The 20,146-nt window shown below is 68.6% G+C and carries 15 protein-coding genes; 7 read left to right on the forward strand and 8 right to left on the reverse strand.

What is annotated here, in order from left to right:
• Positions 1–178: 178 nt before the first annotated feature.
• Positions 179–2,251, reverse strand: coding sequence for a DNA gyrase/topoisomerase IV subunit B (locus tag JOE53_RS05810; RefSeq protein ID WP_036289858.1), 2,073 nt, complete (start codon positions 2,249–2,251; stop codon positions 179–181).
• Positions 2,252–2,443: 192 nt separating this feature from the next.
• Between JOE53_RS05810 and JOE53_RS05815 the strand changes: the two genes are divergently transcribed.
• Together JOE53_RS05815 and JOE53_RS05820 are read left to right on the forward strand one after the other, a co-directional pair.
• Positions 2,444–2,662 carry a DUF7455 domain-containing protein gene (locus tag JOE53_RS05815; RefSeq protein ID WP_005049478.1) on the forward strand — a complete coding sequence of 73 codons (219 nt, stop codon included), beginning with the start codon at positions 2,444–2,446 and terminating at the stop codon, positions 2,660–2,662.
• 59 nt (positions 2,663–2,721) lie between these two features.
• Positions 2,722–3,747 carry a sugar-transfer associated ATP-grasp domain-containing protein gene (locus tag JOE53_RS05820; RefSeq protein WP_061683146.1) on the forward strand — a complete coding sequence of 342 codons (1,026 nt, stop codon included), beginning with the start codon at positions 2,722–2,724 and terminating at the stop codon, positions 3,745–3,747.
• Between the two features lie 66 nt (positions 3,748–3,813).
• On the opposite strand, the gene JOE53_RS05825 is transcribed toward JOE53_RS05820, so the two are convergent.
• From JOE53_RS05825 to JOE53_RS05835, 3 genes are all read right to left on the reverse strand, one after another.
• Positions 3,814–4,515 carry a coenzyme F420-0:L-glutamate ligase gene (locus JOE53_RS05825; protein ID WP_061683148.1) on the reverse strand — a complete coding sequence of 234 codons (702 nt, stop codon included), beginning with the start codon at positions 4,513–4,515 and terminating at the stop codon, positions 3,814–3,816.
• Positions 4,512–5,843: an RNA polymerase sigma factor gene (locus tag JOE53_RS05830; protein ID WP_204947060.1), complete on the reverse strand. Its 1,332-nt coding sequence runs from the start codon at positions 5,841–5,843 to the stop codon at positions 4,512–4,514. Before JOE53_RS05830 ends, JOE53_RS05825 begins: the two co-directional genes overlap by 4 nt.
• Before the next feature lie 206 nt (positions 5,844–6,049).
• A complete protein-coding gene (locus JOE53_RS05835) occupies positions 6,050–7,018 on the reverse strand; it encodes a proteasome assembly chaperone family protein (RefSeq protein WP_204947061.1) in 969 nt (322 codons plus the stop codon).
• A gap of 124 nt (positions 7,019–7,142) precedes the next feature.
• On the opposite strand from JOE53_RS05835, the gene JOE53_RS05840 reads away from it, so the two are divergent.
• From JOE53_RS05840 to sucB, 3 genes are all read left to right on the forward strand, one after another.
• Positions 7,143–8,612 (forward strand): leucyl aminopeptidase, encoded by a 1,470-nt coding sequence (locus JOE53_RS05840; RefSeq protein WP_204947062.1) that lies wholly within the window; start codon positions 7,143–7,145, stop codon positions 8,610–8,612.
• Positions 8,609–9,988: a dihydrolipoyl dehydrogenase gene (lpdA, locus tag JOE53_RS05845; protein ID WP_204947064.1), complete on the forward strand. Its 1,380-nt coding sequence runs from the start codon at positions 8,609–8,611 to the stop codon at positions 9,986–9,988. The genes JOE53_RS05840 and lpdA overlap by 4 nt, the downstream gene beginning before the upstream one ends.
• 102 nt (positions 9,989–10,090) lie before the next feature.
• A complete protein-coding gene (gene sucB, locus JOE53_RS05850; protein WP_204947065.1) occupies positions 10,091–11,803 on the forward strand; it encodes a 2-oxoglutarate dehydrogenase, E2 component, dihydrolipoamide succinyltransferase in 1,713 nt (570 codons plus the stop codon).
• A gap of 28 nt (positions 11,804–11,831) precedes the next feature.
• Here sucB and JOE53_RS05855 read toward each other — a convergent pair whose 3' ends face one another.
• On the reverse strand, positions 11,832–13,190 hold the full coding sequence (locus JOE53_RS05855; RefSeq protein WP_204947067.1) for a hypothetical protein: 1,359 nt from the start codon (positions 13,188–13,190) through the stop codon (positions 11,832–11,834).
• Between the two features lie 143 nt (positions 13,191–13,333).
• Here JOE53_RS05855 and JOE53_RS05860 point away from each other — a divergent pair, with 143 nt between their 5' ends.
• The gene (locus JOE53_RS05860; protein ID WP_005049467.1) at positions 13,334–14,044 is read left to right on the forward strand and encodes a DUF4191 domain-containing protein; all 711 of its coding nucleotides are present in this window, start codon (positions 13,334–13,336) and stop codon (positions 14,042–14,044) included.
• 3 nt (positions 14,045–14,047) lie between these two features.
• Here the strand turns inward: JOE53_RS05860 and JOE53_RS05865 are convergent, their stop codons facing one another.
• Positions 14,048–14,497 (reverse strand): RDD family protein, encoded by a 450-nt coding sequence (locus JOE53_RS05865; RefSeq protein WP_204947068.1) that lies wholly within the window; start codon positions 14,495–14,497, stop codon positions 14,048–14,050.
• Between the two features lie 131 nt (positions 14,498–14,628).
• Here JOE53_RS05865 and glnA point away from each other — a divergent pair, with 131 nt between their 5' ends.
• Entirely contained in the window at positions 14,629–16,053 is a 1,425-nt protein-coding gene (gene glnA, locus JOE53_RS05870; RefSeq protein WP_204947069.1) for a type I glutamate--ammonia ligase, read from the forward strand.
• A gap of 81 nt (positions 16,054–16,134) precedes the next feature.
• Here the strand turns inward: glnA and JOE53_RS05875 are convergent, their stop codons facing one another.
• Positions 16,135–17,166 carry a hypothetical protein gene (locus JOE53_RS05875; protein ID WP_204947070.1) on the reverse strand — a complete coding sequence of 344 codons (1,032 nt, stop codon included), beginning with the start codon at positions 17,164–17,166 and terminating at the stop codon, positions 16,135–16,137.
• A complete protein-coding gene (locus tag JOE53_RS05880) occupies positions 17,159–20,146 on the reverse strand; it encodes a bifunctional [glutamine synthetase] adenylyltransferase/[glutamine synthetase]-adenylyl-L-tyrosine phosphorylase (RefSeq protein WP_204947071.1) in 2,988 nt (995 codons plus the stop codon). The genes JOE53_RS05875 and JOE53_RS05880 overlap by 8 nt, the downstream gene beginning before the upstream one ends.

A 20,146-nucleotide genomic window follows, 5' to 3' on the forward strand; every position in this document is an offset into this window, starting at 1 on the left:
CACAGGGCACGGCGCGAGACGTCCGTGATTTCGGGGACGAAGAGACCGTTCGGGGCTCGACGTCATCCGGATGTCCCCCGTAGCCGCGGCGATGGCCCGAGACCGAATCCCCCCAGATCGGTCTCGGGCCCCGCGTCTTTTTCGGCTCTGCGAGAGCGGGCCCCGATGAGGCCGGCGGTCAGGCGTCGATGGCCTCACGGTCGAGTCGGTCGCTGGAGGTGACGATGAAGTCGCGTCGCGGTGCCACATCGCTGCCCATGAGCAGTTCGAACACTCCCGAGACCGCCTCGGCATCCTGAACGCGTACGCGCCGCAGCAGTCGCCCCGCACGGTCCATCGTGGTCTCGGCGAGCTGATCGGCATCCATCTCGCCGAGTCCCTTGTAGCGCTGCACCGGCTCCTGCCAGCGCCGTCCCGACTTCTGCACCTTCGCGAGGAGAGTATGCAGCTCCTGCTCCGAGTACGTGTAGATCGTCTCGTTCGGCTTCGAGCCCGGATTGACCACGATGACGCGGTGCAGCGGCGGGACGGCGGCGTACACGCGACCCGCCTCGATCAGCGGCCGCATGTAGCGGAAGAACAGCGTCAGCAGAAGCGTGCGGATGTGCGCGCCGTCGACGTCGGCGTCGCTCATCAGGATGATCTTGCCGTAGCGCGCCGCATCGAGGTCGAAGCTTCGACCGGACCCCGCCCCGATCGTCTGAATGATCGCCGCGCATTCCGCGTTGGAGAGCATGTCGCTGATCGAGGCCTTCTGGACGTTGAGGATCTTGCCGCGAATGGGCAGCAGCGCCTGATACTCACTGTTGCGCGCGAGCTTCGCCGTGCCGAGGGCCGAGTCGCCCTCGACGATGAACAACTCCGACTGCTCGACGTCCGAGGTCCGACAGTCGGCGAGCTTCGCGGGCAATGACGACGACTCGAGGGCGTTCTTACGGCGCTGGGTCTCTTTGTGCGTGCGGGCCGAGATTCGCGCCTTCATCTCGGACACGACCTTGTCGAGCAGCAGCGCGGTCTGTGCCTTGTCGTCGCGCTTGCTCGAAGAGAATCGCTCGGCGAGCTCCTTGGCGACCACATTCGCGACGATGGCGCGAACAGCGGGCGTGCCCAGGATCTCCTTCGTCTGGCCCTCGAACTGGGGTTCGGGCAGTCGCACAGTGAGAACGGCCGTCAGACCGGCGGTGATGTCGTCCTTCTCGAGCTTCTCCCCCGCGCCGACCTTGAGGCGTCGAGCATTCTGCTCGACCTGACTGCGGACGACCTTCATCAGGCCCTGCTCGAAGCCCGCCTGATGCGTCCCGCCCTTGGGTGTCGAGATGATGTTCACGAACGAGCGCGTGACCGTCTCGTAGCCCGTCCCCCAGCGCAGCGCGATGTCGACCTCGCATTCGCGCTCGACGTCGGTCGGTACCATCGCTCCGCCCGCCTGCAGCACGGGCACGGTCTCAGTGAACGTGCCCGACCCGGTCAGTCGCCAGGTGTCGGTGATCGCCGCATCGGGCGCGAGGAAGTCCGCGAACTCGGAGATGCCGCCGTCGTAGCGATGGGACGTTTCGACGATCTCCTCTCCGCGCTGATCGATGATCGCGATCTCCAGACCCGGGATGAGGAACGCCGTCTGACGCGCCCGCTGCTCCAGCTCCTCGGCGTGGAATGTCGCATCCTTGGTGAAGATCTGACGGTCGGCCCAGTAGCGGATGCGCGTTCCGGTGACGCCCTTGGCAGCCTTGCCGACGACCCGCAACTGCGAGGCCTTCTCGAACGGGGTGAACGGCGACTCGGGCCCGGGCCCCGCGAACTGGCCGGGCTCTCCACGACGGAACGACATCGCATAGGTCTTGCCGTCGCGATCGACTTCGACATCCAGGCGCTCGGACAAGGCATTGACGACGGAGGCGCCGACGCCGTGCAAGCCACCCGACGCCGCGTACGAGCCGCCGCCGAACTTCCCGCCGGCGTGCAGCTTCGTGAAGACGACCTCCACGCCGCTCAGCCCGGTTCGCGGCTCGACGTCGACCGGGATGCCGCGCGCACGGTCGCGGACCTCGACGCTGCCATCGGAGTGCAGGACGATGTCGATTCGCGAGCCGTAGCCCGCGAGGGCTTCGTCGACCGAGTTGTCGATGATCTCCCAGACGCAATGCATGAGCCCGCGCGAGTCCGTCGAGCCGATGTACATGCCGGGACGCTTGCGGACAGCCTCCAGGCCCTCGAGCACCTGGAGGTGGTGGGCGGAATACTCGGCGGTCACAATCCTCAAGCGTATCCAGCCCCGCGGACACCTCGGCTGCGACACACAGAGGCCCCGACCACCGCGGACGCTGAGCGCGGAGGCGGGGTACGCGCACAGCGAAATGTGACCGGATCGCGGCATTGCTGACCCCACGGCGTGGTTGTATGTCATGACATCGCACCGCATCTCATGTACCGAGGAGGAACCGAAATGAGCATGTCGACCACCGCTGAGCCTGACGTCCTCGAGTACCGACTGACCGCGACGGACCGTTGCGACTCGTGTGGCGCGCAGGCCTACATCGCGGCCGAGGTCAACGGCAGCGAACTGCTGTTCTGTGCGCACCACGGACGCAAGTACGAAGAGAAGCTGCGCGCAATCGCGACGTCGTGGCACGACGAGACGGCTCGTCTGGCCGACGCGCGCTGAGCCCTCACACGTAGACTGGCGGAGTTCCCCTTTTCCGTCCGTCCCGGAAGGACTCTGTCATGGCGCCTCGAGGCCTTCCTCTCCTGCACCGTTTCGAAGTGCTCTTCGAGCGTGCCCGCGGGCTCGATATCGCATCGGTGCGTGAGAGGGCGCGGTTCACTGCGCGCGTGCACGGGAAGAGCTATCCGCTGGTGTTCGTCGACATGCTCTGGTCGGCGGCGCGCCATCGCGTCGGATTCAACGACTACATGGAGTTCGATTTCGCGATCCTGACACGTGCCGAGCGGGCCACCTGGGTCACCAGTCCCCTCGCGCTGGAGCTCTCGAACCGTTACGACGATCCCGCCCAGGTGCATCGCTTCCACAACAAAGTCGACTTCAACCGCGACTTCGACCGTTTCCTGGGACGTCAGTGGCTGGAGCTCGTCGATGGCAACGCCGACGAGCTGGAGGCCTTCGCCCAGCGGCATCCCGTGTTCATCGCCAAAGTCCCCGTGAGCAAGTCCGGGCTCGGGGTTCGTCGTTACGATGCGAGCGCCGTCAGAGATTGGCCCGCGTTCCACGCCGAGCTGCTGGCGAAGGGTGAGGTGCTCATCGAGGAGCGCATCGTGCAGCACCCGGACCTGGAAGCCATCGCTCCCGGAACGGCGAACACGACCCGAGTCACGACGTTCGTCAAGGACGACGGCGCGGTCGAGATCATCAACATGGCGCAGAAGTTCGGTCGCGGTCAGGTCAGCGACCAGGCGTCGTTCGGCGGCTTCTACACCGCGCTCCACGAGGACGGGCGAGCCATGGGCATGGGCTACTCGACCGCGGGCGAACTCTTCGAGACCCACCCCGACACCGGCTTCCGCATCGCCGACTACCGGCTTCCGATGATGGAAGAGGTGCGTGCGCTCATCACGGACGTCGCACTCGTGATCCCCGAGGTGCGCTACGTCGGCTGGGACGTCGTCGTCACCCCCACCGGACCGGTCCTGGTCGAGGGCAACTGGGGCGCGGGTGTCTTCGAGAACAAGCCTTCCGCGACGGGGATCCGCCACGGTCACCTTCCTCGCTACCGCGCCGCGATGGGCTTCTGATCGCCGACGCGAAACGCCGGCGCTCTCACACGAGGTCGCCGGCGTTTCGCGTCTGTCGGCGCGGTCTCACGCCGCCCGGATGATTCCGAGGGGGGTGGATTCGCGACCCTGGCCCAGAGGGTTGTCGGCAAGGATCCGCACGAGTCGACGCTCCCCGGCCCTGTCGAGTGTGGAGCCGAGAATGTTCCCGCCGATGTCGTTGATGTCGACGACCGCGACCTGCACGTTCCGGCCGAGCAGCGACTTGATGCGAGCGGCCACTTCGGCCGGGCGCGTCGGGCCCAGAACGACCGCACGGTCGTAGGGCGGGATGGTGCCGTTGGTCGGACCATCGATCGCGCGCGCCTTGTCGCCGGCGATGCGGTAGAAGTCGCCCCGGCGTCCGAACGCCTTCGTCATCGCGCTGATCGCCGCAGCGAAGAGGATGCGCGGGGTACCGCACTCCCGAAGGGCCATCTCCATCGTCTCCGGCATGCCGAGCCCGATGCCGTAGGAGGTCTTCGTCACGTACTTCGACAGGAAGCGCGCCAGGCGGCGGGGGCGGATCTCGTCCAGCGTGTACGAACGGCCCTGCGTGATCGCGACGATCTTCTCGGTGATGAACAGCAGGTCGCCGTCCGTCACCTGGTCGGCCGCGTACTCCGCGATCACCTCATCGAGGCTGTCGCCGGGCATGACGACGCGCGTGCGGATCGGAATCCGTGCGAACGTCGTCCCCTCGATGGTGACGGTGAGCGCCTTGCCGTCGTTGGGAAGCTCCCCGCTCATTCGAGGTAGTCCCGCAGCGACTGCGATCGCGAGGGGTGTCGGAGCTTCGCCATGGTCTTCGACTCGATCTGACGAATGCGCTCGCGCGTGACGCCGAAGGTATCGCCGATCTGGTCGAGCGTCTTGGGCTGTCCGTCGCCCAGGCCGAAGCGCATGCGGATCACACCCGCCTCGCGCTCGCTCAGTGAGTCCAGGAGCGACTCGAGCTGCCGCTGCAGCATGGTGAAGCCGACGGCATCCGCCGGGACGACGGCCTCGGTGTCCTCGATGAGGTCACCGAACTCGCTGTCGCCGTCCTCGCCGAGCGGGGTGTGCAGCGAGATCGGCTCGCGGCCGTACTTCTGCACCTCGATGACCTTTTCCGGGGTCATGTCCAGCTCGCGCGAGAGCTCCTCGGGCGTGGGCTCGCGTCCGAGGTCCTGCAGCATCTGCCGCTGCACACGGGCGAGCTTGTTGATGACCTCGACCATGTGCACCGGGATACGGATGGTGCGTGCCTGATCGGCCATCGCGCGCGTGATCGCCTGACGGATCCACCACGTCGCGTACGTGGAGAACTTGAAGCCCTTGGTGTAGTCGAACTTCTCGACCGCGCGGATCAGACCGAGGTTTCCTTCCTGGATCAGGTCCAGGAACTGCATGCCGCGGCCCGTGTAGCGCTTGGCGAGGGAGACGACCAGGCGCAGGTTGGCGCCGAGCAGGTGGCTCTTGGCGCGCTGGCCGTCGCGTGCGACCCACTGCAGGTCCAGGCCGAGCTGGCTGGACTTCTCCGACGCCGACATGTGCGAGAGCTTCTCTTCGGCGAACAGTCCCGCCTCGATCCGCATTGCGAGTTCGACCTCTTCGGCCGCGTTCAGCAGCGGCACCTTGCCGATCTGCTTCAGATAGTCCTTTACCGGATCGGCGGTCGCACCGGTGATCTGCGTCGAGTAGACAGGGACATCGTCTTCGTCGCTCGAGGAGATGACGATGGCGCCCGTGGGAAGGGGCTCGGAGAAGGCCGGCTTCGTGGTGCCGTCCTCATCGTCCTCGTCGTCATCGCCCTTCTTGTCGGCCCCGGTCGATGACTCGGCGGCGTCGTCGCCGGAATCGTCGTCCGATGCGTCCTCGATGTCGGTGTCGTCGAGCTCGACGTCGTCGTCGATCTCCTCGTCGTCATCGGACGCCGTCTTCTTGGACACCTTCTTCGGGGCCGCCTTCGACTTGGCCGGAGTCTTCGACGCCGCCTTCTTGGCGGCGGTCGTGGTCGTCGCCTGTTCCGTGGCGGACTCCGGGGCTTCCTCCTCCTCGACCTTGCGGGAGCGGGTGGTCTTCGTGCCTGAGGTCACGTCTTGCCTTTCACCGACGCAGGCGTCGGGTTTTCGGACAGGAGTAAGACCCTTGTCAAGTCCGTGGTCGCCTCGTCACGAGCCGACCGCGATTCGACAACGGGTCAGGGATCCATTGTCGCATACATCATCGGACAGACCGTGCGCAACAGTCCATCAGGATCCCCACAGCACCCATAACGTCGCGGGGACGGTGGGCATTCCGCTCAGCGTCGACCGCGGCGGTCGTCGCCTCGCCACTCGTCGCCGCGGCGGTCGTCGTCCCGGCGGTGATCGTCGGTGCGACGGTCGGCCAGGAAGCGCTCCAGCTCCGCGGCGAGCTCGTCCGCGCTGGGCAGATCGCCGGGGTGGATGATCGGCTGGCCGAGGTTCGATCCGGCCATGTAGGCGTCGTACCGCTCTTCGAGAGCGTGCAGCATGGAGGTCAGTTCGGCGTTGCCCTCCACCTGGTCGTCCACCTTCGCGACGTATTCCCGGTTCTCCTCGCGCACATCGTCGACGTTGAAAACGAGGCCACTGGCCACCGACAGGCTGTCCAATCCCGCCAGTGCGGCGGCGGGGTAGTCAGTGTCGGCGAGGTAATGGGGGACCAGAAGGACGAATCCTGCGACGGAGGCTCCGCTCTGCGCGAAGCGGTGCTCCAGGAGATGACCGACCGTCGCCGGCACCTGCGTGTGAGGCTGCCACACCGAGTGCGCCTGTGTCAGGTCGGCGCGCGTCCCGCTCACCGTCGTGCCGATCGGGCGCGTGTGCGGTACAGGCATGGGAATGGCGTGCACCCACGTCACCGACGACACCTGCAATCCTTCGGCCAAGCCCACGACCGTCTCGGTGAATGCTTCCCAGGCGAAGTCCGGCTCGTACCCCGCCAGCAGAACGAAGGGCTGACCGAGCGCGTCATGCGCGAGCGAGAGCTCCAGGCGCGGCGGGCGGTAGTCGGCGAGATGGTCGGCGTCGAAGGTGATCGTCGGGCGGCGCGCGCGGTAATCCAGCAGCACGTCGGCCGAGAAGGTCACGATCGGCGCGGGCTCGAGGTCGTCGCGGAACATCTCCACCATCTGCGAGACGGCGCCCCCGGCATCCGTGAACCCGGTCAGCACGATCACCAGCGGAAGGTCGGCAGGGACCGGCGGGGACGACGCCACACGCTCGTACAGGGGACCGCTCAAGGGCATGAGTCCACTGTACGAGCCTTCCCCGGGCGCAGGTCCGCGTGCCGCTGACAGCGAACACGCGGGGTGCGGCTTGCCGCCCTCGGGCGTCGCCGACCCCGGACGACGCAAACCTAGGATGGAGGTCATGGCGTTTCCCGAGCTGTCGTACACGACCGATCCGCTGCGTGAGACGAAGGCCGATGCCCTCGTGCTCGCCCTCCCTCCCCTCGATCACGATGCGGGTGCTCTCGACCAGTGGCCGGGGCTGGCCTCGGCTTTGAACGGCGTGGGTTTCTCGGGCGCGCTCGGCGCAACGGTGCGCGCGTACGCGCCGGAGGCGACGTCGCTGCCCCTGATCGTCGTCGGCACCGGGCCCGCGCCCGACACCGCGGCGCTGCGTGAAGCGGTCGGCGCCGCTCTGAGAACGACGATCGGCTTCGACACCGTGGCCGTCGAAGCCCCGGCAGTCGATGACGACGGGTGGCGAGCCGTGGCGGAGGGCGCCGTGCTCGGCGCGTATCGCTTCGATGGATACAAGTCGGTTGCCGCTGCTGCTCGCGCGTCACACGTGGTCATTCGCGGTGAGCGGCCCCCCGCCGCCTCGGCGCTGGCGCGAGCGCAGGCCGTCGGCGACGCCGCCGCGCTCGTCAAGGATCTCGTCCACACCCCGGCCGAGTGGCTGGGGCCGCAGGACGTCGCGGATGCCGCTCGGGAGGCGCTGGCGGAGCTTCCCGTGGACGTCGTCGTCCTCGATGAGAAGCAGCTCGCCGCCGACGGCTACGGGGGCATCCTCGGCGTGGGGCAGGGCTCGGAACGACCGCCCCGTCTCGTGCGACTCGACTACGCCCCTGCGGATGCCGAGCGCCATGTCGCGATCGTCGGCAAGGGCATCACGTTCGACACCGGTGGGCTCTCGCTCAAGCCGCCCGCGGGAATGGTGGGCATGAAGTACGACATGGCCGGCGCGGCGACGGTGCTGGCCGTCGTCCGTGCGGCCGCGCAGCTGCGTCTGCCGGTGCGCGTGTCGGGATGGCTCTGTCTCGCCGACAACATGCCGTCGGGACGAGCAACGCGTCCCGGAGACGTGCTGCGGATTCTGGGCGGCACCACTGTCGAGGTGCTGAACACCGACGCCGAGGGACGGCTCGTCCTGGCCGACGGTCTCGTCGCGGCCAGCCGCACGCACCCGGACGTGATCATCGACGTCGCCACGCTCACCGGAGCCATCTCGGTGGCGCTGGGCTCTCGCCACACCGGCGTCATGGGCTCGGAGGAAGCGGTTGCCGAGTACCTGGATGCGGCGGAGTCCGCGGACGAGCTGGCCTGGCCGCTCCCGCTGCCGGCGCATATGGAAGAGGAGCTCGACTCCCCCATCGCCGACCTCGTCAACGCGAAGATCGGCGACCCGACGGGCGGTTCGCTGTTCGCTGGACTCTTCCTCCAGCGGTTCGTCGGGCGTGTCTCCGACGACGCGGACGCGCCTCGCATCCCCTGGGTGCACCTCGACATCGCCGGCAGCGGGAGCACCAAGTCCGCGACCGGTGCCACGGACAAGGGCCCCACCGCGGCCACCGTTCGATCCCTGCTCGCATTCGTCGAAGGAGACGCACGATGACCGCACACCACTCCGATCTCGTGGTCCTGGGCGGCGGATCGGCCGGATACGCAGCGGCGATCCGCGCGGCCGAGCTCGGTCGCTCGGTCACCCTCGTCGAGAAGGACAAGCTCGGCGGCACGTGCCTTCATCGCGGCTGTATCCCGACCAAGGCGATCCTGCATGCGGCAGAGATCGCTGATGCCGTCCGTGACGCGTCGAGCGTCGGCGTGGCGGCGACGTTCGAGGGCATCCACGTGGCGGGGGTCACGGCTTTCCGCGAGGGCATCGTCGCCAAGAAGTTCGCGGGACTCACCGGCCTCATCAAGGCGCGCGGGATCACGGTGGTCACCGGAGAGGGACAGTTGGTCGTCGACGACGACGGCCCCGCCGTCACGGTCGGCGAGGACACCTATCGCGGTACCGACGTCCTTCTCGCCACCGGCTCGCACACGCGCACCCTGCCCGGCATCGAGATCGGCGGCCGGGTCCTCTCCAGCGAAGAGGCCCTCGCGCTCGCAGAGGTGCCCGCGTCGGTCATCGTCCTCGGCGGCGGGGTCATCGGCGTCGAGTTCGCGAGCGCGTGGCGATCGATGGGTGCGGAGGTCACGATCGTCGAGGCGCTCGACCACCTCCTGCCCGCGGAGGACGTCTCCTCGAGCAAAGCCCTGGAGCGCGCCTTCCGCAAGCGCGGCATCGTCTCTCGACTTGGTTCCCGCTTCGCCTCCGTCTCGCAGACGGATGCCGGGGTCACGATCGTCCTGGCCGACGGCAGCGAGCTGAGCGCGGACTACCTCCTCGTGGCCGTCGGACGCGGTCCGTCGACGGCCGGGATGGGATTCGATGAGGCGGGGGTGGCTCTGGAGCGCGGCTTCGTGAGCGTGGACGAGCGCCTGCGGACATCGGTCCCGCACGTCTGGGCGGCGGGCGACATCGTCCCCGGATTGCAGCTGGCCCACCGTGGCTTTCAGCAGGGGATCTTCGTGGCTGAGGAGATCGCGGGCCTCGGCCCCGTCATGGTCGCGGAGCACACCATCCCGCGGGTCACGTACTCGCACCCCGAGGTGGCCTCCGTCGGCATCACCGAGGCAGCCGCGCGTGCCGCCCACGGTGACGCGGTCGCCGTCTCTGAGTACAACCTGGCCGGCAACGGCCGTAGCGAGATCATCGGCACGGGCGGCATCGTCAAGATCGTCCGCCTGGTCGACGGGCCCGTGATCGGCATCCATCTGGTCGGCGATCGCGTCGGCGAGCTCATCAGCGAGGGCCAGCTGGCCGTCGCCTGGGAAGCGTACCCGGAAGACATCGCGCCGTACGTGCACGCGCACCCGACGCAGAGCGAGGCGCTCGGCGAGGCGTTCCTCGCCCTCGCGGGCAAGCCTCTGCACGCCCTCTGAAAACCCCCACCATTCCTCCCCCGTCCAACACGTCACCGCTTCGGCCCCGTGAGGGTCACTAAGCTAGTTGTCGGACATCGAACTTCTGAAGGAGACACAGTCATGAGCACATCCGTGGTCCTCCCCGCGCTCGGAGAGAGCGTCACCGAGGGAACGGTCACCCGTTGGCTCAAGAAGGTCGGTGACACGATCCAGGCCGACGAAGGGCTGCTCGAGATCTCGACCGACAAGGTCGACACCGAAATCCCCTCTCCCGTCAGCGGCGTGATCGAGGAGATCCTGGTCGCTGAGGACGAGACCGTCGAGGTTGGCGCCGTTCTCGCGAAGATCGGAGACGGCTCGGCTGCCGCACCGTCCGACGATGCGCCCGCCGCAGAGCAGCCCGCCGCTGAGCAGGCTCCTGCCGAAGCGGCCCCCGCCCCCGAACAGGCTCCCGCGGCTCCTGAGGCCAACGCTGCGCCGTCCGGCGATGCGAAGGACGTCGTTCTTCCCGAGCTGGGTGAAAGCGTCACCGAGGGAACGGTGACGCGTTGGCTCAAGCAGGTCGGCGAAGAGGTCGCCGTCGACGAGCCGCTCCTCGAGATCTCGACCGACAAGGTCGACACCGAGATCCCCTCTCCGATCGCCGGCACGCTGCAGGAGATCCTCGTCGCCGAGGATGAGACGGTCGCCGTCGGCGCTGTGCTCGCGCGCATCGGTTCGGGTGCCCCTGCAGCCGCTGCTCCGGCGGCAGCTGCGCCTGCTCCGGCTGCCGAAGCGTCGGCCGCTCCTGCCCCCGCTGCCGCGCCTGCACCCGCTGCGGCGCCTGCACCGGCCGCTTCTCCTGCTCCCGCTGCCGCGCCTGCACCCGCTGCGGCGCCTGCGCCGGTCGCTGCTCCCGCTGCCGCCCCTGCGGACGACACGGCGACCTACGTCACTCCCCTCGTGCGCCGGCTCGCGCAGCAGCAGGGTGTGGACCTGGCGTCCGTCACCGGGACCGGTGTCGGTGGTCGCATCCGCAAGGAGGACGTGCTCAAGGCGGCCGAGGCTGCCCAGGCCGCTCCTGCAGCCGCGGCAGTCACGCCCGCTCCGGCGGCGGCCGCCCCGCTCGAGGTTTCGCCCTTGCGCGGCACGACCCAGCCGATGTCCCGACTTCGCAAGGTGCTCGCCGAGCGCGCGGTTGCCTCGATGCAGCAGACGGCCCAGCTCACCACGGTCGTGAAGGTGGACGTCACGAAGGTCGCGTCGTACCGCACGGCGGTCCAGAAGGACTTCGTCGCGAAGACGGGCGGCAAGCTGTCGTTCCTGCCGTTCTTCGTCCTCGCTGCCGCCGAGGCGCTGCAGGCGTTCCCGGTGATCAACGCGACGGTGGACGGCACCGACATCGTCTACCCCGCCACCGAGAACATCTCGATCGCGGTCGACACCGAGCGCGGCCTGCTGACCCCCGTTCTCCGTGACGCGGGCGCCAAGACGCTGGCGGGGATCTCGTCCGAGATCGCCGACCTCGCCGCTCGCACGCGCGACAACAAGCTGAAGCCCGACGAGCTCGCCGGTGGCACGTTCACCGTGACCAACACCGGCTCCCGCGGCGCTCTCTTCGACACCCCGGTCGTCTTCCTTCCGCAGTCCGCGATCCTCGGCACCGGCGCGGTCGTCAAGGAGCCCGGTGTGGTCAAGGTCGACGGCGTCGAGGCGATCGCCGTGCGCTCCTACGTCTATCTGGCACTGTCGTACGATCACCGCATCGTCGACGGCGCCGACGCGGCCCGCTTCCTGGGTGCGGTCAAGACCCGCCTGGAGACGGCGGACTTCGAGGCCAATCTGGGAATCTGAGGGCGCGCCCGGCCAACGGGCTCGCATGTCATGGCTGATCCGCGACGTCGTACACGTCGCGGATCAGCCATTTTCCGTCGACCTGCACGAGAACGAGCACCTGGCTGGGCTGCTGTCCGCCGGAGACGCGATAGGCGGCCACGCCGCCGTACTCGTCGAGGAGGGTGACCTCGCGCAGTTCAGCGTCCTCGACGACGACGCTGTCAGGAACGCCGGCGCTCGGGTCCTCCAGAATGTCGGAGCAGTCGGCGGCCTGCTCCCGGGTGCATGACGCGAGATCGGCAAGGAGGCGGCGCGCGATGTCGCCTTCGTCGGCGCTCTGCGACGGCGCAGGCGCTGCGGCATCCGACGCGCCGGAGTCGGGGGTCGCTGCCGGGGTGGACACGGCCCCGCTGTCCAGCGACGGTGTGGATGCCGCGGGCGTCGTGGATGAAGCGCTCTCGTCGACCGGCCACGCGAGACCCACGGCGATGACGATCGCGGCCGCGGCAGCGGCCACGAGCAGCGGGGATCGCCGGCGGCGGCGTGGCGCATGATCCTTGTGCGCCCGTGTGGTCGTCGCCGACAGAGCGCGGCGTCCCGCCCGGTCTCGTACCGCCGTCAGCCCGTGCCTGCGCGTCGCGCGCATCGTGCGCCTCAGCGCGGAGCGAACATCGCCCAGGACGTTCAGCGCACGAGCGGCGAGGTCGCGCTCGACGAGCGGCGCGACCCAGCTCGACGCATCCGAGGCTCGGTCGTCGCCGGTCCGACCGCGGTGTACGGCCCGACGCGGCGCCGGGATGGCCGCGACCCCCCTGTTCGCGTCGGCGGTCGGCAGAGGAGCCGGTTCAGCGGCGGCGAAGAGCTCATCTTCCGCACGCTCGCGCCGCCCCGGCGTGATGCGACCCTCGCTGATCAGTTCCGCGGCGTCGAGCACCGCCTGCCGCAGACCCGGCGCGGCAGCCTCGGCGAGCTCCTTCAGCAGTGCGACGGAATTGTCCCGCCAGGCCGGTCCGGTCGCAGCAAGGAGTGGACACCCTTCGGCATCCACCCACCAGGAGCCGACGGTGAACCCGCAGCGCTCTGCCTCGGCGGCGCCACGCAGCACACTGACGGCGGCGGTGACGAGCGCTCCCGCCTCCCACGCACGCCCGGCGACGAGAGTGATCAGTCGGTGCGGGCAGTGCGGGAGCAGGGCAGCGTGACCGTCCGGAGTGCGCGCCAGGTCGACGGGGGCGAGCACATGCTCGCCGCCCCGTACCCGCCAGATCTCGCTCGGCAGATCCTGCAGGGGCACCCACACTCTCGGAGGCGTGCCCGCGCGCAGGTCGCCGGGAAACGGGGCGTCGGCGGCGCCCAGCGTCCTCAGCAGCGGCGGCGGGGCGAGCACACCGGAATCGATGCTCATATCGTGAGTGTCGCCGCTCGTGGACAGGGCCGGCCGCCGCGCGGGTCAACTGTGCAGACGCCACGGGTTCGCCACGCTGGGGAGGAGTTCTCGTCGCACCGCGTGCGCGTGCGCCGTGTCGCCGCGACGGTAGGCTGTGTGCCATGGCATCCCGCAGTTCCGCACCCGACAAGGGCCCTGGCTTCTTCTCCCAGATCCGCTCGCTCTACACCTTCACGAAGGCCGAATTCTCGTGGCTGCCGTGGGTGCTGGCCGCTGTCGTGGTCGTCGGAATCGGCATCGGCGTCCTCATCGGGTTCCTCATCCCGCCTGCGGCCATCTGGAGCGTCATCCTGTGGGGTGTCACCGGCCTGCTGTTCGGTCTCTTGGGCGCCATGATCGTGCTCACACGTCTGTCCACCCGCGCGATGTACATCAAGCTCGACGGGATGCCGGGAGCTGCCGGTCACGTGCTGTCGACCTCGCTCGGCCGCAGTTGGGTGGCCTCGGAGATGCCCGTCGGGGTCAACCCGAAGACGCAGGACGCGGTCTACCGCGTGATCGGCCGCGGTGGCGTCGTGATCGTGGGCGAGGGCGCACGCGGGCGGCTCACCCGACTCGTCAACGACGAGAAGATGAAGGTCCAGCGCGTGGCCTCAGGCGTGCCGATCAATGTGCTGTACATCGGCCACGGCGAGGGCGACGTGCCCATCTCGAAGCTCTCGGCGACCATCAAGTCGTTCCCCAAGAAGGTCGATCGTACGACGATGGCGGCTGTCGTCAAGCGCGTGGACTCGGTCTCGCAGTCCGTCACCTCGCTGCCGATCCCGAAGGGCATCGATCCGATGCGAGCCCGCGCGCCGCGCCCACGCTGAGCCTCAACCGCGAACGAGGACCGTCCCGGCGATCTTGTCGTGAAGGCCGCGGTGATCGCCATCCCAGATCACGGCGGGGATGATCACGGCGAGCAGCAGCGTGCGCACCAGCGGACGCCAGAGGCCGCTCCAGCCGCCTTCGACACGGACGATCCGCATGCCGAACAGCCGATGTCCCGGGCTTCCCCCGAGCGTCGGGATGAACAGCACCTGCACAGCGAGGAAGATCAGGTTCGACGCGACCGGATTGGCGTACCGCAACCCCGTGACCTCGTCCAGGACCGGGAAGAATGCGTAGGCGATCAGTGTCGCTGTTGCCAGATCGACGGCGAGAGCGCCGATGCGTCGACCGAGTCGTGCGATGCTGCCCGGGCCCGAAGGGGGCATCCCGAGCCGCTCTCCGGGATAGGTGCTGTCGTGATGTCCCGTATTGTCGGAAGTACCTGCCGTCACCGGGTCAGCTTATCCGCGTCGCTGTAACATCCTCGAAACACGGGGGATACTGCCGGGCAACCGGTCATCGATAGCGTCGAGGCGGGCCTGATCCCGTTCAGGCGTGTTCCACACCCGATCTTGGAGACTCCATGTTCAAAGATTCATCCGAGGTTCTGAAGTTCATCAAGGACGAGGACGTCAAGTTCCTCGACATCCGGTTCACGGATCTGCCTGGTGTGCAGCAGCACTTCAACATCCCGGCCTCGACCGTCGACGAGGAGTTCTTCACGGTCGGCCAGCTGTTCGACGGCTCGTCGATCCGCGGTTTCGCGAACATCCACGAGTCGGACATGCAGCTCATCCCCGACGTGTCCACCGCCTACATCGACCCGTTCCGCGAGGCGAAGACGCTCATCATGCTCTTCGACATCTACAACCCGCGCAACGGCGAGATCTACAGCAAGGACCCGCGCCAGGTCGCCAAGAAGGCCGAGAAGTACCTCGCCTCGACCGGCATCGCCGACACCGCGTTCTTCGCTCCCGAGGCCGAGTTCTACATCTTCGACGACGTCCGCTACGAGGTGAAGCAGAACGCCAGCTTCTACAGCGTCGACTCCGAAGAGGGCGCCTGGAACACGGGCCGCGCCGAGGAGGGCGGCAACCTGGCGAACAAGACGGCGTACAAGGGCGGCTACTTCCCGGTCTCCCCCGTCGACAAGACGGCTGACCTCCGCGACGACATCAGCCTGCACCTCATCGACGCGGGTCTGATCCTCGAGCGTGCGCACCACGAGGTCGGCACCGGTGGTCAGCAGGAGATCAACTACCGCTTCGACACGATGGTGCACGCGGCCGACGACATCCTGAAGTTCAAGTACATCGTCAAGAACGTCGCCGAGCAGTGGGGCAAGGTCGCGACCTTCATGCCCAAGCCCCTCTTCGGAGACAACGGCTCGGGCATGCACACCCACCAGTCGCTGTGGCTCGAGGGCAAGCCGCTCTTCTACGACGAGAAGGGCTACGGCGGCCTCTCCGACATCGCCCGCTGGTACATCGGCGGTCTGCTGGCGCACGCGCCGGCCGTCCTCGCCTTCACCAACCCGACGCTGAACTCCTACAAGCGTCTGGTCAAGGGCTACGAGGCTCCGGTCAACCTGGTCTACTCGGCCGGTAACCGCTCGGCGGCGATCCGCATCCCGATCACGGGCAGCAACCCGAAGGCCAAGCGCATCGAGTTCCGCGCGCCCGACGCCTCGGGTAACCCTTACCTCGCGTTCGCCGCACAGATGATGGCGGGCCTCGACGGCATCAAGAACCGCGTCGAGCCGCACGAGCCGGTCGACAAGGACCTCTACGAGCTGCCGCCCGAGGAGGCCAAGAACATCCCGCAGGTGCCGAACTCGCTGCTCGACTCGCTCGAGGCGCTGCGTGCAGACCACGAGTTCCTCCTCGCCGGCGGTGTGTTCACGCCCGAGCTGATCGAGACCTGGATCGAGTACAAGATCGAGAACGAGATCAAGCCGCTCGCCGCGCGCCCGCACCCGTTCGAGTACGAGCTGTACTTCGGCGTCTGACGACTCGCACCACACGAACGCCCCGGCATCCTGCCTATGGATGCCGGGGCGTTCGGCGTTGACGGGACGCTCCGCGGCAGCTCAGTCCTCGTGCTCGTGCTCGTACGTGCTGTGACTGAGCACAGGGATCGCGTGCGGCACCCAGATCGAGAGCGTATACGGACTGCCGGCGACGTCGAAGGCGGCGCGCACCTCTCCGGCGGCTGCCTCTGCCGCGCTGCCGGGCAGCGCCTGCTCCCGGTCCGCGTCCGTCGCGGTCCCCGGCGGCCACGAAGGCGTCCACAGAGTGAGGCGCGCCTTCAGCAGACGCGGATCGTCGAATTCCATCTCTCCCCTGATCGAGCTCCCCTCACCAAGCACCTCCGCGGTGATGCGGTTCATCGAGCGCAGGATCTCGGCCTGCCAATCGTTGGGAGTGTCGCGCATCGTCACTGCGATCTGCTCGTCGGCGCAGGAGTTGTCTGCGGCGACGCAGTTGCTGAACCGCCATGTCGTCGCCGCGCGTATCCCGGCCGCGTCGGGCGACTGGATGATCGAGCCCCCCACACGCGCGATGACGTCGAAGGAAGTACCTGATACAGAGCGGAGAATCGATATGCCGTACGGCTCACGGTCATCGCCCCAGTTCCATCTCACCGCAGCAGCGTCGGGGTGAGTGTCGAAGACGTACACTGCGAGGTCCGTCCAGGGAATGCTCGCTTCGGCGTAGGTATGGCCTTCCACGGTGAGCTTGGTCCCCGGGGTGGTGATCTGGAGATCGGCGCATGTGGCGATCGGGCTCTCCGCCATGATCGGACCGATCTCGTTCACCATGCGCAGGTACGTCGCCCGTTCGGGCTCGGCTGACCACGCCACCGATGCCTCGCACGTCACGCCGGTTCCGAACCCGCGGTCGATGAGAGTGAGCTCGACCGCGGCGTCGTCGCCCGCGAGAGCCCGGATGGCCGACTCCGCAGAGGCCAGTCGCGCCTGGTCGCCAGCGCCGCAGCCGACCGTCGATGCGGTGCACGCGATCAGCAGCGCTGCGGCTGCGAGACGAGTGCGGGGCCCGCGGCGCGACGAGTGCAGACGGCCCGTCGGGCCCCGTACCTCCCGTGACTGACCATCACCCATAGAAGAGCCTCTCGAAGTCGCGGCGAGCGCGGCGCGCGGTGCGCAGCCATTCCTCCTCGACGAGAGTCGCCGAGCGCGCCGGATACTCCAGCAGGCGGCCGATGCCGTCGAGCTTCGCCCGGTCGGTCGGGAGCACGTCGCTGGTCTGCCCCGACAGCAGCGTGTTCGCCGAGCGCAGGCGACTCGCGAGGCGCCACGAGGCGGCCAGGCGCGCGGCCGCGGCATCCGGCACCAGTCCCGCCTGGCGGGCCGCCTCGAGCGCCCCGAGGGTCGAGGTGGTGCGCAGGCCCGCCAGGTCGTGGGCGTGCTCGTGCTGGATCAGCTGCACGAGCCACTCGACGTCGCTGAGCCCGCCCGGCCCGAGCTTGACGTGTCGGGTGCGGTCCGCGCCCTGCGGGAGCCGCTCGTTCTCGACACGGGCCTTGATCCGCTTGATCTCACGCAGATCCTGCACGGCGACGTGTTCGGGGTAGCGGACTTCGTCGGCGATGGCCATGAACCGGCGGATGAGGTTCACGCTGCCCGCCACCCCGCGCGCTCGCAGCAGCGCCTGGGCCTCCCACGACAGCGACCAGCGCCGGTAGTACTCGGCGTACGAGTCGAGCGATCGTACGAGCGGACCGTTGCGTCCCTCGGGGCGCAGGTCCGCGTCCAGGTCGAACGGAACGCGCTGATCCTCGGAGTAGCTGCGCAGGCCGGCGACCAGCTGCCGCGAGAGTTCGTGTGCGCGCTCCGGGTCGACGCCGTTCGGGTCATAGACGTAGAGCACGTCGGCATCGGACCCGAAGCCGAGCTCGCCCCCACCGAACCGTCCCATGGCGATCACCGAGAAATCGAGCGCCGAGTCCTCGGGCGGAACGACCTCGCGCCGCACGGCGCGCAGGGTCGCCTGGATCGTCACCTCGCTGACGATCGTGAGACCTTCGGCGAGCTCTTCGATGGTCAGCGTGCCGAGGATCGCGCCGAAGGCGAGGCGGAGCAGCTCGCGGCGCCGGAGGTTGCGCACCGCGCGCATCGCGTCGCCGATGGTCTCGTGACGGGTCTGGATCGCACGGGCCTCGTCCTGCAGAGCGAGGCCGCTGCGCGGGCGCAGCTGATCGTCGGCATCGAGCCACGCCACCGATTCGGGGATCCACTCCATGAGCTCACCGATGTAGCGCGACCCCGACAGCACGTGCGTGAGACGCTCGGCCGCGCCCGACGAGTCGCGCAGCATCCGCAGGAACCACGGGGTGTCCCCCAGCCGCTCGCTGATCCGACGGTATGCGAGCAGGCCGTAGTCGGGGTCGACCCCGTCGGCGAACCATCGGATCATGATCGGCATGAGATGGCGCTGGATCGTCGCCTTGCGGCTCAGCCCGCCCGTGAGCGCGCCGATGTGCCGAAGCGCGCCGGCTGGGTCGCGGAAGCCGATCGCCGCCAGCCGGTCGTGCGCCTGCGCGGTGGAGAGCTGCTGCTCTTCGGCCGGCAGGCCCGCAACCGCCGACAGCAGCGGCCGATAGAACAGGCGCACGTGGATTTCACGCACCTCGCGCTTGATCCCCTCCCAGAGCGCCCAGACACCCGCATCGTCGGAGGCGAGATGCGAGGCGCGCGCGAGGGCGCGTAGACCGTCCGGCGTTCGCGGCATGAGGTGTGTGCGACGCAGGTCCCGCAGCTGTACCCGGTGCTCGAGCACCCGCAGCATGCGGTAGTCGCGGGCGAACGCCGCGGCATCGGCCCGCCCGATGTACCCCTCCGCGACCAGGGCTTCCAGCGCGTCGAGCGTGCCGCGCTGGCGGATGCGGTCGTCGGCCAGCCCGTGCACGAGCTGCAGCAGCTGTACCGTGAACTCGATGTCGCGGATGCCACCCGGTCCGAGCTTCAGCTGATACGGCACCTCATCGGCGGGGATGAACTCGGTGACGCGCTCACGCATACGCTGCACGCTGTCGACGAAGTTCTCGCGCGCGGCGCTCGTCCACACCTTCGGCTGCAGCGACTCGACGTATTCCGCGCCGAGTATGCGGTCTCCGGCGAGCGGACGGGCCTTCAGCAGCGCCTGGAACTCCCAGCTCTTCGCCCACCGGTCGTAGTAGGCCAGGTGCGAGTCGAGGCTCCGCACGAGGGCGCCCTGCTTGCCTTCGGGGCGCAGGTTGGCGTCGACCTCCCACAGCGGCGGCTCCACCTCCATGCCCGAGATGCCGCGCATGGTCTGCACAGCGAGGCGCGTGGCGATGTCGATGACGCGACTCTCACCCAGCCGCTCGATGAGCGCGTCGGTGCCGCCGCCGACGAAGATCACATCGACGTCGCTGACATAGTTCAGTTCGCGTGCTCCGGTCTTGCCCATGCCGATGATCGCCAGGCGCGTCGCCGCGACCTGCTCGCGGGGGAAGAGTCCGCCGTCGGCGACGCGCGTGCGCGCAACGCAGAGGGATGCCTCGAGCGCCGCGCCGGCCGCATCGGCGAGAGCCGCGGCGACCCGCGGCAGCACCTCGACCGCGTCGGGAGCGCCGAGGTCGAACGCCGCGATGCGCGCCAGCAGACGCCGGTAGCGCACGCGGAGGGCCACCCAGGCGGCTTCGTCACCGCGGGCGGCGAACCCGTCGGCATCCGCCTTGACCGCCTCGCGCAGTTCGGCGTCGAGCTCTTCGCGCGCGGGCAGCGCTCCGCCCGGGTCGGGAACATGGTCGAGCTCGTCGGGGTGGCGCAGATAGAAGTCAGCGAAGCCGTGGGACGCGCCGAGCAGCATCCACAGCGTCGGGCCGACGCGGTGGACGGCGCGCGCGAGCGCAGCGGCGTCTCGGCGGGCGATGCGCGCCAGCGCCGAGAGCGCGGCATCGGGGTCGGCCGCCCCGTCGGCGCCGACGAGGATCCCGTCGCGCGGCGCGTCGAGACTCTCGGACAGCTCGGTCAGCAGCCGATCGGCGTCATCCAGCTCGCTGAACCCTGCGCGCGCGAGTGCGGTGCGGCCGGATGCGCGCTCGCCTGCGGACAT

Origin of the sequence: Microbacterium laevaniformans (assembly GCF_016907555.1) — a bacterium.
Classification (GTDB): domain Bacteria; phylum Actinomycetota; class Actinomycetes; order Actinomycetales; family Microbacteriaceae; genus Microbacterium; species Microbacterium laevaniformans.

Coding starts and splice junctions, on each gene's coding strand:
- JOE53_RS05815 (WP_005049478.1), top strand. CDS start 2,444: ATGAGCATGTCGACCACCGCTGAGCCTGACGTCCTCGAGTACCGACTG.
- JOE53_RS05820 (WP_061683146.1), top strand. CDS start 2,722: ATGGCGCCTCGAGGCCTTCCTCTCCTGCACCGTTTCGAAGTGCTCTTC.
- JOE53_RS05825 (WP_061683148.1), bottom strand. CDS start 4,515: ATGAGCGGGGAGCTTCCCAACGACGGCAAGGCGCTCACCGTCACCATC.
- JOE53_RS05835 (WP_204947061.1), bottom strand. CDS start 7,018: ATGCCCTTGAGCGGTCCCCTGTACGAGCGTGTGGCGTCGTCCCCGCCG.
- JOE53_RS05840 (WP_204947062.1), top strand. CDS start 7,143: ATGGCGTTTCCCGAGCTGTCGTACACGACCGATCCGCTGCGTGAGACG.
- lpdA (WP_204947064.1), top strand. CDS start 8,609: ATGACCGCACACCACTCCGATCTCGTGGTCCTGGGCGGCGGATCGGCC.
- sucB (WP_204947065.1), top strand. CDS start 10,091: ATGAGCACATCCGTGGTCCTCCCCGCGCTCGGAGAGAGCGTCACCGAG.
- JOE53_RS05855 (WP_204947067.1), bottom strand. CDS start 13,190: ATGAGCATCGATTCCGGTGTGCTCGCCCCGCCGCCGCTGCTGAGGACG.
- JOE53_RS05860 (WP_005049467.1), top strand. CDS start 13,334: ATGGCATCCCGCAGTTCCGCACCCGACAAGGGCCCTGGCTTCTTCTCC.
- glnA (WP_204947069.1), top strand. CDS start 14,629: ATGTTCAAAGATTCATCCGAGGTTCTGAAGTTCATCAAGGACGAGGAC.
- JOE53_RS05875 (WP_204947070.1), bottom strand. CDS start 17,166: ATGGGTGATGGTCAGTCACGGGAGGTACGGGGCCCGACGGGCCGTCTG.
- JOE53_RS05880 (WP_204947071.1), bottom strand. CDS start 20,146: ATGTCCGCAGGCGAGCGCGCATCCGGCCGCACCGCACTCGCGCGCGCA.